18 protein-coding genes are annotated in these 14,696 nt (G+C 40.8%); 12 read left to right on the top strand and 6 right to left on the bottom strand.

Annotated elements, in window-relative coordinates; translation table 11 throughout:
- Positions 1-4: 4 nt before the first annotated feature.
- From BDD43_RS17180 to BDD43_RS17155, 6 genes are all read right to left on the bottom strand, one after another.
- A complete protein-coding gene (locus tag BDD43_RS17180; RefSeq protein WP_121198836.1) occupies positions 5-1,159 on the bottom strand; it encodes a FecR family protein in 1,155 nt (384 codons plus the stop codon).
- Between the two features lie 243 nt (positions 1,160-1,402).
- Positions 1,403-2,062: an RNA polymerase sigma factor gene (locus tag BDD43_RS17175; RefSeq protein WP_121198835.1), complete on the bottom strand. Its 660-nt coding sequence runs from the start codon at positions 2,060-2,062 to the stop codon at positions 1,403-1,405.
- A gap of 33 nt (positions 2,063-2,095) precedes the next feature.
- Positions 2,096-4,165 carry a conjugal transfer protein MobC gene (mobC, locus tag BDD43_RS17170; protein WP_121198834.1) on the bottom strand — a complete coding sequence of 690 codons (2,070 nt, stop codon included), beginning with the start codon at positions 4,163-4,165 and terminating at the stop codon, positions 2,096-2,098.
- An 18-nt stretch (positions 4,166-4,183) separates the two neighbouring features.
- Positions 4,184-5,134 carry a DUF5712 family protein gene (locus BDD43_RS17165; RefSeq protein ID WP_121198833.1) on the bottom strand — a complete coding sequence of 317 codons (951 nt, stop codon included), beginning with the start codon at positions 5,132-5,134 and terminating at the stop codon, positions 4,184-4,186.
- A 2-nt stretch (positions 5,135-5,136) separates the two neighbouring features.
- Positions 5,137-5,757, bottom strand: coding sequence for a BfmA/BtgA family mobilization protein (locus BDD43_RS17160; RefSeq protein WP_147425667.1), 621 nt, complete (start codon positions 5,755-5,757; stop codon positions 5,137-5,139).
- Between the two features lie 62 nt (positions 5,758-5,819).
- Positions 5,820-6,185 carry a hypothetical protein gene (locus BDD43_RS17155; protein ID WP_121198831.1) on the bottom strand — a complete coding sequence of 122 codons (366 nt, stop codon included), beginning with the start codon at positions 6,183-6,185 and terminating at the stop codon, positions 5,820-5,822.
- Positions 6,186-6,293: 108 nt separating this feature from the next.
- Between BDD43_RS17155 and BDD43_RS17150 the strand changes: the two genes are divergently transcribed.
- The 12 genes from BDD43_RS17150 (at position 6,294) to BDD43_RS17095 (ending at position 14,648) form a co-directional block, all read left to right on the top strand.
- On the top strand, positions 6,294-7,013 hold the full coding sequence (locus BDD43_RS17150; protein WP_121198830.1) for a hypothetical protein: 720 nt from the start codon (positions 6,294-6,296) through the stop codon (positions 7,011-7,013).
- A gap of 37 nt (positions 7,014-7,050) precedes the next feature.
- Positions 7,051-7,653 (top strand): HEPN domain-containing protein, encoded by a 603-nt coding sequence (locus BDD43_RS17145; RefSeq protein ID WP_121198829.1) that lies wholly within the window; start codon positions 7,051-7,053, stop codon positions 7,651-7,653.
- 86 nt (positions 7,654-7,739) lie between these two features.
- Positions 7,740-7,919: a hypothetical protein gene (locus tag BDD43_RS17140; protein WP_121198828.1), complete on the top strand. Its 180-nt coding sequence runs from the start codon at positions 7,740-7,742 to the stop codon at positions 7,917-7,919.
- Positions 7,888-9,477 carry a recombinase family protein gene (locus BDD43_RS17135; RefSeq protein ID WP_121198827.1) on the top strand — a complete coding sequence of 530 codons (1,590 nt, stop codon included), beginning with the start codon at positions 7,888-7,890 and terminating at the stop codon, positions 9,475-9,477. Before BDD43_RS17140 ends, BDD43_RS17135 begins: the two co-directional genes overlap by 32 nt.
- Positions 9,478-9,590: 113 nt before the next feature.
- The gene (locus BDD43_RS17130; RefSeq protein ID WP_121198826.1) at positions 9,591-10,946 is read left to right on the top strand and encodes a site-specific integrase; all 1,356 of its coding nucleotides are present in this window, start codon (positions 9,591-9,593) and stop codon (positions 10,944-10,946) included.
- A gap of 3 nt (positions 10,947-10,949) precedes the next feature.
- Positions 10,950-11,915, top strand: coding sequence for a penta-EF hand family protein (locus BDD43_RS17125; RefSeq protein ID WP_121198825.1), 966 nt, complete (start codon positions 10,950-10,952; stop codon positions 11,913-11,915).
- 93 nt (positions 11,916-12,008) lie between these two features.
- Positions 12,009-12,287 (top strand): helix-turn-helix domain-containing protein, encoded by a 279-nt coding sequence (locus BDD43_RS17120; RefSeq protein ID WP_121198824.1) that lies wholly within the window; start codon positions 12,009-12,011, stop codon positions 12,285-12,287.
- On the top strand, positions 12,287-12,481 hold the full coding sequence (locus tag BDD43_RS29735; RefSeq protein WP_147425666.1) for a hypothetical protein: 195 nt from the start codon (positions 12,287-12,289) through the stop codon (positions 12,479-12,481). Before BDD43_RS17120 ends, BDD43_RS29735 begins: the two co-directional genes overlap by 1 nt.
- A 146-nt stretch (positions 12,482-12,627) precedes the next feature.
- Complete coding sequence (locus BDD43_RS17115) at positions 12,628-13,371, top strand: hypothetical protein (protein ID WP_147425665.1); 744 nt, start codon at positions 12,628-12,630, stop codon at positions 13,369-13,371.
- Between the two features lie 5 nt (positions 13,372-13,376).
- Positions 13,377-13,817 carry a hypothetical protein gene (locus BDD43_RS17110; protein ID WP_121198822.1) on the top strand — a complete coding sequence of 147 codons (441 nt, stop codon included), beginning with the start codon at positions 13,377-13,379 and terminating at the stop codon, positions 13,815-13,817.
- Complete coding sequence (locus BDD43_RS17105; protein ID WP_121198821.1) at positions 13,814-14,107, top strand: hypothetical protein; 294 nt, start codon at positions 13,814-13,816, stop codon at positions 14,105-14,107. The genes BDD43_RS17110 and BDD43_RS17105 overlap by 4 nt, the downstream gene beginning before the upstream one ends.
- Positions 14,108-14,351: 244 nt before the next feature.
- On the top strand, positions 14,352-14,648 hold the full coding sequence (locus BDD43_RS17095) for a hypothetical protein (protein ID WP_121198819.1): 297 nt from the start codon (positions 14,352-14,354) through the stop codon (positions 14,646-14,648).
- Positions 14,649-14,696 lie beyond the last annotated feature (48 nt).

Below are 14,696 nucleotides of genomic sequence, written 5' to 3'. Positions count from 1 at the left end.
ATTATTATTTCTTCTTTTTAAATACCGTTACGGTCTTTCCATCCACTGTAAAATCCACTTTGCCCGTATTACGGAAAAAGTTCAGAATATTGCTCAGCTTTTGGGTGCGGCTGACCGCTCCACCAAATTTCAATTGCTTCAGGCTGGCGTCCTGCCAGATAAACTGCACATCATAGATACGGCCGACTTCGGTAAGCACACTTTCCAATGTGCGGTGATTCAGCGGTATCTTGCCCTGCAACCAAATCGTCGCCATTTCCAAATCGGCTGTGGTACTAACCAATTCGTTATTTTCCAGATAAGCTTCGTTACCCGGCTTCAAGACAAGTGATTTTGTTGCACCTGTATGGATACGAACAGCGCCCTGCACCAATGTGGTTTTAATGTTATGATACGCATCGATATTGAATTCCGTACCAATATCCTCAATAACCTGATCTCTCACATGAACACTAAAAGGCTGTGCTGCATTATGCTTTACCTTAAAATAAACCTGCCCGGTCACAGTAACATTTCTTTCTTTACCGCTGAAAGCTACCGGATAGGTAATACTTGATGCAATATCCAGATAAGCCTGGCTACCATCAGCCAATACCAAACTGTATTTAGCGTTACTATTGTTGGTGAGCGTATGCACTTGCGGTTCCGTAGCAGCATTTTCTTGTTGATAGCTTAATTCGTTGCTGTTTTGATCGAGCTGTGTGCCATCGGCTACTTTTTTGCGGCCAATGTGTTTTTGATCGAGCGCTATTTTTTGACCATTAGATAAGGTAAGGTAAACACCCTTTTGAACAGGGGCTATCAATTCCGCAGTAACGCTGTTTTGTCCTGGTGCCTCCCGGTTCATTAAGTAATAAGTACCAAAAGATAAGATGAGAAGAATAGAAGCTGCGGCAACGATCCTCGGCCAAAGCCTCCGGGTTTTTTCAGATGTTTGGGGTTGTATTACTACATAATCGTAAATCGCTTTTTCGGTGTCCTGATCCATTACAAGTTCTGAAACCTCTGCTTTTGACCACTGATTTTCCAACCACTCAGCAAAGGCAGGACTTTGCTCACCAGAGTTAACATAGCTTTCCCACTCTAGCCGTTCATCAGAGCTTAGTTTTCCTTGTTGGAATTGTTCAAATAAATACTGGAGTTTGTTTTCGTCCATCATTAATATAGCCAGCCATAGCGCTGTTTATATTGTTAGTCGAACGGGACGGTGGTTTCGGGGTAATGAAAAAGTAAATTTTTTAACAAAAATTTAAAAATAAGGTAACATTGGTGAATTTTTGTGCCTATAAACCAATGACGCTTCCGAAAACACCAATAAAATGCGTGAGTTTTCACTCGAAAATATTTCTAATCGCGTTAATGCAAAAAGATTAGTGAGCTAAATGTCTAATTTGTTGCGATTTTACAGAAACTTTAAAATTATAAGCAGCGCCGCATAGGAAATATTGTTTTTTAACTGCTCCCGCAACGCGCGAAGGGCTAATTTCATGTGCTTTTGCACCGTGCCGTGAGATATTTTCAATTGTTCAGCCGCTTCTTCGTATTTCAGACCCTGTTGGTAACACAAGCGGTAAACCTGTTGTTGCTGGTTTGGTAATTTGCTTACTGCCGCTTCGATCTGGTCACGAACATCTTTCAGCAACATACTTTGTTCGGTTTCATTCTCGGCTTCCTGCCAGTTCCGGCCAAACGTAGCCTCGCTCTTTTGCGCGGTCAATTGTTTGCGGAGCATATCAATACCGCGACGTTTGACATACGTTTTCAGGAAAGCCAAAGGCTTTTCCATCATGCTCAATTCCCCGGCACGCTGCCAGACGTATAACATGGTTTCCTGTACGATATCCTGCGCCTCCTGCTTAGAGCCGGATAAATGATAGGTGAATGCGAAAATGACCGGGTGGTATTTTTTGTACAATATCCGGAATGCACGCTGGTCACCCCCCGCAATCAATTGCAGCAGTTCATGATCAGTATGCAGGGCTTTGACGGACATTGAAGTGTTTTTTTCTTCCAATAAAAATAAGGAAAACAATTCAATGATGCCAATTTTAGTGATTTTCAACAATCCAATGATGTAAGATTTACCTATAAACCGTCACATACTTAGCTCCGGTGGTGTACCTGGCTGGTCGTTCTTTTTAATATCCTCTGCTGGCTTTTGCGTTTCAATTGTTTGTTGCTGCTCTTGCGTTTTCTGCTTTTCCTTTTCTAGCTCTGCCTTTTTACGTTCGAGCAAAGGCGCTAACTCCGTCTCTACCAAATCCCTGATCTCCTCTTTGATGCGTTCATAATTCTCCATAATATCATCCTCAGTCACAACACGAGCAGCTGGAATCGGCTTATAAGCGTCCGTTTCCTTTCTGATGGCTTCATGGTCATTCTGTATCTCACTATGAAAAAGTTTCAGATCGATCTTATTATCCGGGTCGTCGGCAACCATCCCCACAAACTCACCCGAAGACAAAGCCGAAATACGTGAAGCCGGTATGGCATGCTCCAACTGCTTGGAGCGGCTAACCGAAGTATCCGAACTGTTGATAGATAAACTCGTCCTGTCCTGCATGATCTTGCCAAAACGCTCCGAAAGCTGCTTGGCTGTGTCCCCGGTCACCTGGCCGCAAATGATATTCCCCACTATATTGGGGATCACATCCGCCTGCTCTTTACCGTAATCCTTTCTTAGCTGGCTAAAATCTTGTACGGCTAAAGTTGTCGATACTTTATTGCTACGCGCCGTAGCGATCAGGCTATCCATATTATTGATAAAGATCGTCGGGAACTCGTCGAACAACAAACTGCTTTTCAACTGCCCCTTGCGGTTGGCCAGTTTGATCATCCGGGAAACAAATAAGGACAGCACGGCACCATAGACCTGCTGCTTCTGCGGATTGTTACCGATACACACGATCTTCGGTGCCGCTGGGTTATTGATGTCCAGTGTAAAATCATTACCGCTTAATACATAGTATAATTTAGGTGATGACAAACGCGCCAAACTGATCTTCGCACTTGCTATCTGACCTTCTAACTGGTTCATGGCCTTGTTACGGTAAGCCGAAACGAAGGGATCAACCAGTATAGATATTTCCGGTTCTTCCATCAGGATCGGGAATAGCTGGTCGTATTCCGTCCGCATCAGTTCGATCACATGCGGCAGCGTACAGTACCTGCCATTTTGATACTTGCGTAAATACCAGATAATCGCCGTCAAAAAGTTGATCGGGCTTTCCACAAAAAAATCACCCTGCTTGCGTATCCATTCTCGGTTGAGGCCCAGCATGATGGTTCTCGATGATTCCGAAGCATCGGTTATATCCTCCATACTTTCCGGGTGAAGCGGATTGCATTGGTGCTGTATATGGTCAAAGTCGATCACCCAAAAACTGGGCTTGACCTTGTAGTTATGCCGGTATTTCAACAGGGCATTATAAACGATCAGGGACAAGTCAGGGTATTTAAAATCATACAGGAACATCGAAAAGCCCTTTTTGATATGCTGTTCAATGATATGGCGGATCACAAAGTAAGACTTACCCGCACCGGGGGTACCGGCTACCAATAAACCACGGAACGGATTGATGATGTTGATCCAACTTTTCCGACTTTTATCTTTATAATGATATTCCGCAGGCAGGTTGACCGAGTATTCATTTTCCAGCAACCTTTCTTCCTGCGGGAAAGTTTCGTTCTCCCGGTTGAAAATATCTTTATTCAGGTTGGCTTTGAGCAGACGCGACAAACGACCGCCACCCGTCAGAATGAGCAGGTAACCCATGCTGGTAACCGCCATATAAGTAACCGCAATAAAAGTATAGCTCGCCCGCAGGTATAAACACAAGATGCCGCCAAGGTAGAATAGCAGACCGGCCCCGATATACATGGCAATGGTATCCCGCCTGATATGCTCATCCTTTTTTCCCTTAGAGCCGATAAGCGAAACGGCCAGCAATAACAGCGCTGCCCATTTAGCTTTCCACAATCCGCCAAATAAGCCTGTACGTGCAATATTGGAAATCAGATGGTCGGTAATATTTGCTGTCCAGTGCCAGCCCGCAAACACCTGGTAACAGGTAATATAAAAGTGCAGGCACAATATCGCAATGCTGATACCCCTGGTCAGGTCGATGATCTTGCGTAGTCCGTTGGTGTCTTCCCCGGTTTGCATAAAAATGTTTTGGTTGGATTATAAACTCATTTCCTGGTCGTTACTATGACCTTTACGTTTGCGGCGTTTAATGCCCAATAAACTGGCCGTCGCTTCATCCCTTGTCGGCATGAGCAAGGCTTCCAGCACATCTTTGGTGCTGATCGTATGGTTTTGTACGGTAGCTTGCGTAGTTGGGGCAGTGGGGTTCATATTGGCCTGCTTGCTTTCCGATGGTTTTGCTGCCTGCTCATTGTTCAGGTTCTGCCTTTCTTCGGCTGTTCCATTTTTGATACCGTTGGCATAACGGAAGCTTTCGGACAGGCCACGTTCAAAAGCGAATGTCTGGTCGAAAATGTGCTCGCCGGATGCCTTAAATGCTACCCGGTCGAACTGGCCGACCTTTTTAGAATGTTCTTCGTTGCTGCCCCTTGACTTATTCTGCGGGCTGAGTTTGATCTTATTGGTGGCATCCTTGCGGGAAACAATGACCTGTATATGCAGCTGGTCACCCTCTTTGCGTGCACCGTTCTGTTTTTTGCCTTGCCTGACCTCTTTATCTTTATAAGAGTAGTAGCGGTAGTGTTCCAGTTTACCGAACCATACCAGGTCTTTACTGCCGCTGATACCCGGCCTTTTAAAGTTGCGGGCGTATTCGTCCATAATCTTTTCAGCATACCTTTTGAGTTGTTCCTCCCGGCCTGCATCCCCGTAATTTTCCATCAGGTGGCGCAGCTCCTTTTGACTGGGACTGATATTGACCAGGAAAAATTTTGCGTCCACCCGCAGCAGCTTGGCTACATTTTTGTCTATTGCCGCCCGTACCTCGTGCGGCTGTATATCCGTGCGACCATTGCTAAACCAGCGTTCGGATTCTTTTTCGGGCTGCTGTTTGGCAGCCTGCCGGTTCTCTTTTTCGAGGTAATGCACCAATTCTCCGCTGCTGCCTTTATTGTTACCAGTCTCGCTAGCTGTAATATTGATATACATGGCTATAAGTTTTTAACCTGTTCCTTTATTCTTATTAATAAATCGTCTTTGTTGATGCCGCCGCCCTGACTGCTGGTTTTGGCGTAACTGTCCAGTAAATACAGAAAGCGTGCTTTGAGCTGCTCTTTGTTTTGCTGTCCTTGTACTAATTGATTTTGCATTGCCGTGAGCTGCTGTTCACTCTGCCGGTTATGCTCCAGTATTTGCTTGTTAAAACATTCCAGTATTTTCTTCTGGGAGCCGATCATGCGATCCATATCCTGCTTCATCGGCATGAGCAGGGTTTGTTCCTGCACCCTGATAAAACCGGTCAGGTTTTGATGCCCTTTAACGATAGTGTTCTTTAGCAGTTCATCATTAATATCCAGCGGGTCTTTCTTGGTACGATAGAAGTATTCGACCATTTGCTTAAAGACCGTGAGCTTTGTCCGGCCAAGTTTTTCGGCCAGCCTGATCAGGTGCTTATCGGTTTCTACCGGGAAGCGGATATTCTTGATATTTTGATCTTCCATAAGCGATGGTGTACCGTAGCGTGTACTTTTTGTATCGTTCTTAGTGATGCCGCAGCTAAACAGTACACCCGGAGTGTACTGCAAACCTTGTTCGCCGGGCGAACAGGGCAAGAGTAGGGCTGTAAGTCCAACTCCCGCTTGCTCCGTTTTTCTTGCGAAAAATGGACGCACCTTTAAGTTCTTTCCGGCTCTTTTAAAATGGTGATCCTGTGTAGTGTGGGTTTGTCGCGGCCGTTCAGTTCGACCTGTAAAGCCACAGTGCTGCCAATAGGGAGATTAGGCACATAGACATTTTGCAGCCGGTATTCTTCTTCCTGATCCCGGAATACTGTCATGCAGATACGCTGGCCTGTTTGGGTAAGGGTGCAATACAGGTCAACACCTGGCACCTTGTTAGCCCAGATCATAAAGTCTAAAGTAGCGTGGTATTCGCCGGTGGGTATATCCGTTGCCTGGTAGCTGTAATCGCGTGGGTTGTGGCCGTTATTGATGGCGGTATTAAATGCGAGTACGTTGTGGTGTTTTGTTGTGGTATTCATGGCTCATTTGTTTGAGCCAAAGGTGGGGTTGGTTGTTTAGGGGGATTGCAAAGGTGGTTAGGGTGGGGAGAGAAAAATTGAAAGAGTTATTATTTATCTTTGATAGTAATGGATTTACACGCAGATACAGAAACGTCAGTACATTTGGAAAACCTCATGGTTGAGGTAGGTGAATTGGTTAGAAATAAAATTTCCTCTGATAAGGTTACGCCCGACGTAGACGAATCCTATAGTTGGAAAATTAACAACTTTTCTTACAACCAGGACGGAGTGGAGATCGATCAGGCATCACGTATAATTCACAAAAAGAAGAATTGGACAAAGGCTAGTTTTGATTTAAGTTCTGATATTTATAAGCTTCCGACATTTCTTGCCGCAGAAAAATACTTACGTGAACGACATGCAGATCAATATGCCATTATTCCCATTCAGAGTTTTATTTATAAAATTCTTCCGGTATATTTTGAAGGGAACGGAAGCCCAGATGAAAGCGCCTTACAAGCAATAAAAAATAAAGTCCTTTCGGAATTAAGTGGTGATCCTGTATATGGCACAGCAACAGTGCAGTTATCAGGTCTAATTTTAGATTCCCAAGAGTTTATTATAGATGAACATGCTGTTTTGAGACAAACTAAGCAGTCTGATTTTGAACAGCTCGAAGTTCAGGATTTACCAATTCAACATATTTTTCCTTTTAATACAGCCATTCTTGAGATTACTTATATTTCAAAAGATAGAAATGGCGCTTTGCTTCAACAAAAGGTTGAAGAATATATGGCCTTGCTAAAATTATATTTCCCTGGCAGTATTCAATACAGATCAAATTAAATTCGATATAATAACACCACTTTCTAACGGCGGCAACATGGGCATACCCGCTAAACAAATATTCCCCTGGCAAAAAAGTATATTTATAAAAGAAAAGGAATCGTCTTTTAAAAACTTCATTTCAAAATTGGTTGTTCCAACAAACTTTTATGCTATTGAAAAAAAGGTAGATTACCTATCAACTGCTTTCGATAGATATAATGAGGCTCTAACTGAAAATGTTCCTATTGAAAGAAGGATAGCCAATGCTATGATGGGAATTGAAGCACTTCTATCTAATGATACGCAAGAATTGTCCTTTAAGATGCAAACCCGAACAAGCAAAATTCTGGGTATTTTAGGCTTTGAGCCATTATTGGTTAGAAGTCACCTTAGTAAAGCATACAGTATTAGAAGCAAATTTGCACATGGTGGCTATTTAACTGACGGCGACAAATCAAAATTTATACAAGAATTTACCAGCATTGATAGTTATGGAGTAATTATTATCAACTATGTGAGAATGGTGTTAGTCACCTCTATAGCAATTGGTCTGAACAAAAACACATTGATAAGTCTTGTCGATGATTCTTTTATAGATGATACTAAGGCTGCTGAACTTAAAAGTAAACTCGAAAACGTAAAAGAGCTTGTAATCTGATACGAATAGTAATACTTCCCCGCCGTTTCCGTCTTTGCCTACCATTTGTATGTTTATCCAAAGCTTTGCTGTTTAATAAAACTGCTATGGAAACTATAGTACCTGAACTAACAGCCTTTGATGTGGTTAAAATCTATGAAAAAAATGGGGAGAAAATCACCGTAGATGAAGCCCGAGAGGTCTTGACCTTTATGGATAAAATGATTAAATTGGTGAAAAAAGAACTCGATACAGATGAAAACAGCCGATTTATATATAAGGGTTAGTACCGACGAACAAGCCGATAAAGGATATTCTCAAAGAGACCAGGAAGAAAGATTGAAGCGTTATTGTCATTATAGCGGCATACAGGTCAGGCATGTGATTTTTGAAGACTTTTCTGCTAAAAGCTTTAAACGACCTGCCTGGCAAAACTTGTTGATCACCTTAAAAAAGCAACCTAATAAAACACAGTTCGTCTTATTTACCAAATGGGACAGATTCAGCCGTAACGCCGGGGATGCTTACCAAATGATCAACATCTTAAAACACCTCAATGTAGAACCGCAGGCCATTGAACAGCCTTTAGACCTGTCCATCCCTGAAAACAAGATCATGCTGGCGGTTTACCTCGCTTCACCGGAAGTAGAAAACGACCGCCGTGCCTTAAACACTTTTAACGGTATGCGCCGTGCTGTGAAAGAAGGGCGTTTGATGGGATGTGCGCCGAAAGGTTACTTAAATAAAATCACTGAGGATGGCCGCAAATATATTGCAGTTGACCAAACCCTGGCACCAATTATTAAAGCGGCTTTTGAGGAAATCGCCCGCGGACGCTATACGGTATCAGATATATGGCGTAAGGCTGTAGATGACGGCTTAAATTGCGCACAAAACAGTTTCTGGAAAATGATCCATAACCCAGTGTATTGCGGCAGGATATTGGTCAAAGCTTATAAGGATGAACCGGAGCAAATCGTGGAGGGCAAACATGAGGCTATTGTGTCTGTTACCACATTTAATAAGATACAGGAACTGATTAATGGTAAGAGCGCCAGCCGTACCACCTTTGTGGCAAGCGATGAAATACCTTTGCGTGGTTTCCTAATTTGTCCGCTTTGCGGTAGGCATTTAACGGCCAGCGCATCCAAAAGTAAAACTGGGCGTCGTTATCACTATTACCATTGCTATAAAAAATGCACTTTCCGGCACCGGGCAGATCACACTAATGAACTATTTGTCCAGCAACTTAGCCGTTATATTGTCAATACTTCGGCTGCGGAAGTATTCAGAAAAAAGGTAGAACGGGAATTTGCCAAACCAAGCGCCGGTAATCATAAATCGGAGATACAAACCTTATCGGCACAAGTTGCAGAAGCCAATGAAAAGATCAAAAAAGCACGGGAATCCTACCTAAGTGGTGCCTTTGACGAAGTTGATTTTAAAGAAGTAAAATTGTCGAATGAGAAAAAAGTGTTACACCTTGAAGATAGAATTTTCGAACTCCTCCGGAACCGGGAGACGGTAGACCATAACAAGATGATAGACAATATTTTACGATTATTTAATCGTCTGGTAGAGTACTATAAATTCATGGGTTCAGAGGGTAAAAGGGACTTATTGAGTTCGATGTATCCCGAAAAGATCGTTTTTGACGGGGCGGAAGTTCGAACTCCGAGAATTAACGAAGTTGTCGCGCGTATGTATCAGATTAACAGTGGATTGGATGTAAAAAAAGAGAGGTTGAGCGAGAAAAAATCTCGTCAACCTCTAAAGGTGACCCCTCAGGGACTATTAACACAAACGAAGGCCAAAAAGGGTAAAATAAAAAACATTGATTTATAGACACATAAAGCTCATTTATACAAAATAAAGCTAAGTCAAACAAAATAAAACTAAATAAATCCGCACAATTTGAGCACATAATATTATCTTTGGGTAGATGAAAATTTATCACGATGCCAATATTTAAATACGCCGTAAAATTCGTTTTACAACAAGTAAAGGATAAAAAGAAGCCAACGCCGCTACGCTGCTTCGTAAGGTATAATAATACCAGGTGTGTATTCAAAAGCGGGGTTGTAATTGAACCCCAGTACTGGCTTGTAGAGCCTCAAAAACCAAGGCAGGTATCAGCTATCGATTATAAAAGTATTGATAGCGGTTTGGAAAGTGTAAAAAACTGTGTAAAAACGGCATTCGATTACTTGTCGGATAAAAACAAGGAATATCCAGATCCGGACAAATTAAAAGATTTGGTGTCGCTTATCATGAAAAACAATGGCGATAATCCTTACATAGAGAAGCCGGCAAAAAACTACACGCTATTTGAATTTATAGAAAAACTAATCCGCGATACAAAAGAAGGCAAGCGCGTTTTAGGTAGTGGCAATAGGTATAGCCCTGGCACCATTAAAGCCTATGGCAGTGCTTTTGGCGTGCTCAAAGGCTACCATGATTACAAAGTATCAAAGATTACCCGGGGCAAGGCCATTGAGCCTATACGATTTGAAGACATTGATCTTAATTTTTATGAGGATTTTAAAGACTGGTGTTATCTGTACAGATCGGAAACGTTGTCCGATAATTACTTCGGCACGGTAATAAAATTCATTAAGACCGTAATGAGTGAATCACTGGAGCAGGGGCTGCACGCTAACACCAAATATAAAAGCAAAAATTTTGTCAAGGTCAAAACGGAAGTAGATAACATTTTTCTAAATAAAGACCAGTTAGAAAAGTTTGCAGCGCATGATTTCTCAAAAAATAAAAAGCTTGAGCGTGTACGAGACTTGTTTTTAGTCGGTTGTTGGACAGGCCTTCGTTTCTCCGACTTTACAAATATTAGCCCGAAAGACATTGCAGATGGCTTTTTTGAAATCAAAACTCAAAAAACCAAAACCGATGTAGTTATACCCATATTTCCGGTTGTGTTGGACATAATGACGCGCTACCAAGGTATTACACCCAATTCGTTGCCGCCAACATTATCAAACGTTAAGCTAAATGAATATATTAAGGAAGCTGCAAAGGAAGCGGGTTTTACTGAAATAGTAACCCTTGAAAAATCAATGGCCGGGCGTAAAGTTAAGATCACGGAACCGCTTTATAAATTAATTACCACACACTCGGCCAGGCGCTCTTTCGCTTCTAATATGTATCATATCGGGATGTCAACCAACGTAATTATGGCCGTAACCGGGCATAAAAGTCAAACCGCATTTAACACGTATGTAAAAGTAAAGCCCAAGGAAAAAGGCGAAATGATGAAAAAAGAATGGGATAGATTGAATATGAAGGTTGTCAACGAATAAATTATGAAAATAAATTATACAGATTTCAACAAGTTCCTCAAAACTGGTTATGACATTCTCAAGTTAAAAGGTTTAGAAGAAATTGATCATTATATTGAGGCAAGAATCGCTGGCGATAAGTCCTTTAACAAGCAAATTGCATCCGGTTTAAAAGATCATATGATTTACTACCATGGGTTAGTTTTAACCTTGGAGTTGCCTACTGAAAATGAAATAAAATTAAACATAGCAGCCGTAGACGATGGGCGGGCATTAAGATACCTAAATCTTATTTATGAAAAAATTGAACCAATTACAGAGCAAATGGGGATGGTTTTATGTATGTATAGCCTGAGCGAAAAGAGTTTAACTATGGAATTATTCAATGAAAAAAAAGCGGATGATTTCGGAACGTGCGCCACCATATTATACTTTATCTTAGATGTCTACGTAAATATGTCTGTATTAATTGAAAACTTAGCTGCCCGTAGCAATTTTAAATTAGTAAGTGATAGGTCTGTATACTTTGATAGAAAAGAATTTTTAAAAATAAGGGGTGTCGATTTTAATCTTGAGGGATTATGCAAAAAATATAATGTTATCGACAAGGTAGATAATGATGAAGCAATAGGCACTACTCCCGATGATATTGGTAAGGCAAAAGCTTTGCCGTCCGGGTTTGAAGTGTATTTAAATGATACCTCGATAATTAACAAATTAAAAACGGAATATAGTAGTAAGAATGGATCAAATAGTTTTGCCCTAATGGTCGTTGCTTTATACAATCTTAAAAAATTGAATATAAACGCATTTGAAATCGACCAAACAAAATTAGCAAACGCACTTAAATTAACTTTTGGCTTTAATCAAACACCTCAAGGCATTGGGGCAGCAATGAGAAAATATAAAAATGACACAAAGAAACATTTCAATACAGAAGTCAAATCAATAGAAAAAAGCATAACAAATCTTATTACAACTACTGACTGACGTGTGGATTAGTTTCGTTTGTTTCATTTTTTGCTGAAAATAACGAAAAGCAAATTAGTGCAAACTTTGACCTATAAATAAAAATAGGTCATTATGTATAATCCACATGCCGAAATTTTAGAACGTTTTGAAAGAGTCGAAACGTTAATTAATCACCTTATTGAAGGTAGAAGCCCAATAAATGTATCAGCGAATAGTACCGAGCCACCGGCTACAAGGGGGCACGCTGCATCCTATTTAGGTATCTCCCTACCTACGCTCGACAACCTTATTAAATCAGGTCAAATTAAGTCCTTTAATATAGGCCGCCAGGTTCGCATTAAATGGGCTGATCTTGAAGCGTACGTAAACGGTAAAGGAGTATCTGCCTGATGGAAACTTCATCACATCAAATCGGCATCCCAGATTGGGAAACAACTGAAAAAATAAATCAGTTTCTTAAAAACGTTAATAGCCTGGATTTCTCTTCTACTGGCATCGAAAATATTGCGAACAGCTATAACGTTTCGATCGATCAAGTAAATCAATTAATCTATCGTGCCAGAAGATCGCGGCGAAAAGCATGAATTATATAGACCTCGTTAATAATTTTTGGCTTGTGCATGAAGAGCACCCACTAACACCAAATGAGGGTTTTCTATACTTCCATCTTTTAAAAGTTGCCAATATGCTGAGGTGGCCGGAAAAATTTAACAGGAACAGCACTAAGATAATGGGAGATATAGGAATATCCAGGTCAACACTGGAGAAGAGCAGGGTTAAATTGAAATCTTTGGGATTGATTGACTTTGTATCAGTCAATGGTACCGCAAATATTACATGGACTATTAACGACCTGCGTTTTAAAAACGCAGGTACGCAAGCAGCTAACCAAAAGGGTAAGCAAGCATCTGCCGAAGGGGCTAAGTATACAGGTAACGGAGGACTAAATAAAGACAAAATAAAGACTAAACTAAACCAAAATATATACAGGGAATTTGAGCACTTGGCCATTAGTGTTGATGAGTTTGATTTGCTTATTGATTTGGGGTATTCAAAACATGAAATAGACGAAATAATTGATGCTGTACACAATTACAAGGATAATAAAAAGTATACCTCGCTGTATTTAACTGTAAAAAACTGGCTTGGAAAAAATGCCGAACAAACCAAAAAAACAGGCAAGAAGTCAACCGATACACCCGCTAAATCGGACGATAAAAAGCTGGTTAATAAATCTATAGAGGCCTTTGAAACTTATAAATCAAAAGGACTATACACCGATTGGGATAATATAATTTACGATTTCTTGCATATAAAAAGCCTAATTGTTTTTGCTGATAATGATAATAGGCTTCCCGAAATTATAGAGCTTGATAAAGCTGGCCGGTTGCCGGAAGCAAAACAAATTGCTCTGATCGCCTACTTCCACGATCTGGCCGAGGCTGGCCGCGAGCTAAAGGATTTACTTAATTAAAAAATATGCCGATAGATTATAATGATTACCCGCCAAACTTCAAAAGCGAAATTATACCCCGGATATTATTAAGGGCCGGTAACTGTTGCGAACTGTGTAAGCTGGATAACGGCGTAACTGTTTACTCGGTGCAGCTTAAAATTCAGGACGAAGATGGCAGGTATAAGAAAAAATCTATTTGGTTTCAAATGATTGGTGACGCGTTAAGGATTGCCAAATACAACATGGAGTTGATTAAACCGGTAAAGGTTGTAATTGCAATTGCCCATCTCGATCACGATGAAAAGAACTGGCAAGTTACGGATGATAGGCTAACGGCCATGTGCCAGCTCTGCCACCTCAACTATGATGCGGCGGAGAAATACCGGCGTCGCCAAACAGGAGTGTATAGTAGGCCACTTAACCAGGTTAAAAAGACAATAGATACTAACAAACACCACCTATGAATTTAACAGATAGATTTTGGCGTTTTCACGAAGAGTACTCATTTAAAGCGGTGGACGCTTTCTTGTACTTCTACCTATTAAAAATATACCGCAACAGCAAGTTTAAAGAACGCTTTACTCATAGTAACAAAATGATACTTGCCCAGCTAAATATTACCAAACCGATGTTTGAAAGAAGTAGGAAAAAATTAAAAAGCGTGGGATTGATTGACTATGTATCGGTACCCGGAAGCCAGCAGATAACCTGGATAATGAAAATTCAAAAAAAGCCAAGCATATATGAAGTTTAGCCAATTAAAAAGCGAATGCATGGGGAAAAATTGTACCGGTAAGCGCACCGCAAATAGTGCTAAAAACCTAAATAAAAAGGTAAAAAACTGCAATATGATCCTTAAAGGACTACTTCATACCGCCTCTATTTATATCAATAGAGCTTTTTACCAAAATTCTGTGCGGATTATGTGCTAAGTTTTCAAAATGCATGAAATAAAGCAAAAAGAGTTAAGATTTTGAAAAATACAAAAAAATACAAAAATGGGACTTAAACCAGGACAAACGAACAATAAAGCCGGGAAACCAAAGGGTGCGAAGAACAAAATTGATGCAGATTTAAGAAAGAAAGTAACAGACTTTCTAAGCGGGAAATTCCCGGACGTGATGAATCAATATGAATTGTTAGCACCAAAGGACAAAGTAAAATTCTATACCGAGATGCTTCAGTATGGTTTGCCAAAACTTCAGTCAGTTGATATGACAATGGAGATTGACAAAACCCTATCGGCACTAAATGATGAGCAACTCGACGCGATTATTGAAAAATTAACATCGTGAAAATTGAGTTCGACTCGTAATCGGTTTAATGACTAATAAATAAAATTT

This window comes from Mucilaginibacter gracilis, from assembly GCF_003633615.1.
GTDB classification, from domain to species: Bacteria; Bacteroidota; Bacteroidia; order Sphingobacteriales; family Sphingobacteriaceae; genus Mucilaginibacter; species Mucilaginibacter gracilis.
Note: the sequence above shows the minus strand (reverse complement) of the source record. Positions and strands in the feature narration are given on the sequence as shown.

Excerpts from the sequence above, each read along its gene's own strand:
- BDD43_RS17180 (WP_121198836.1), bottom strand. The coding sequence starts at position 1,159 with ATGATGGACGAAAACAAACTCCAGTATTTATTTGAACAATTCCAACAA.
- mobC (WP_121198834.1), bottom strand. The coding sequence starts at position 4,165 with ATGCAAACCGGGGAAGACACCAACGGACTACGCAAGATCATCGACCTG.
- BDD43_RS17165 (WP_121198833.1), bottom strand. The coding sequence starts at position 5,134 with ATGTATATCAATATTACAGCTAGCGAGACTGGTAACAATAAAGGCAGC.
- BDD43_RS17155 (WP_121198831.1), bottom strand. The coding sequence starts at position 6,185 with ATGAATACCACAACAAAACACCACAACGTACTCGCATTTAATACCGCC.
- BDD43_RS17150 (WP_121198830.1), top strand. The coding sequence starts at position 6,294 with ATGGATTTACACGCAGATACAGAAACGTCAGTACATTTGGAAAACCTC.
- BDD43_RS17145 (WP_121198829.1), top strand. The coding sequence starts at position 7,051 with ATGGGCATACCCGCTAAACAAATATTCCCCTGGCAAAAAAGTATATTT.
- BDD43_RS17140 (WP_121198828.1), top strand. The coding sequence starts at position 7,740 with ATGGAAACTATAGTACCTGAACTAACAGCCTTTGATGTGGTTAAAATC.
- BDD43_RS17135 (WP_121198827.1), top strand. The coding sequence starts at position 7,888 with ATGAAAACAGCCGATTTATATATAAGGGTTAGTACCGACGAACAAGCC.
- BDD43_RS17130 (WP_121198826.1), top strand. The coding sequence starts at position 9,591 with ATGCCAATATTTAAATACGCCGTAAAATTCGTTTTACAACAAGTAAAG.
- BDD43_RS17125 (WP_121198825.1), top strand. The coding sequence starts at position 10,950 with ATGAAAATAAATTATACAGATTTCAACAAGTTCCTCAAAACTGGTTAT.
- BDD43_RS17120 (WP_121198824.1), top strand. The coding sequence starts at position 12,009 with ATGTATAATCCACATGCCGAAATTTTAGAACGTTTTGAAAGAGTCGAA.
- BDD43_RS29735 (WP_147425666.1), top strand. The coding sequence starts at position 12,287 with ATGGAAACTTCATCACATCAAATCGGCATCCCAGATTGGGAAACAACT.
- BDD43_RS17115 (WP_147425665.1), top strand. The coding sequence starts at position 12,628 with ATGGGAGATATAGGAATATCCAGGTCAACACTGGAGAAGAGCAGGGTT.
- BDD43_RS17110 (WP_121198822.1), top strand. The coding sequence starts at position 13,377 with ATGCCGATAGATTATAATGATTACCCGCCAAACTTCAAAAGCGAAATT.
- BDD43_RS17105 (WP_121198821.1), top strand. The coding sequence starts at position 13,814 with ATGAATTTAACAGATAGATTTTGGCGTTTTCACGAAGAGTACTCATTT.
- BDD43_RS17095 (WP_121198819.1), top strand. The coding sequence starts at position 14,352 with ATGGGACTTAAACCAGGACAAACGAACAATAAAGCCGGGAAACCAAAG.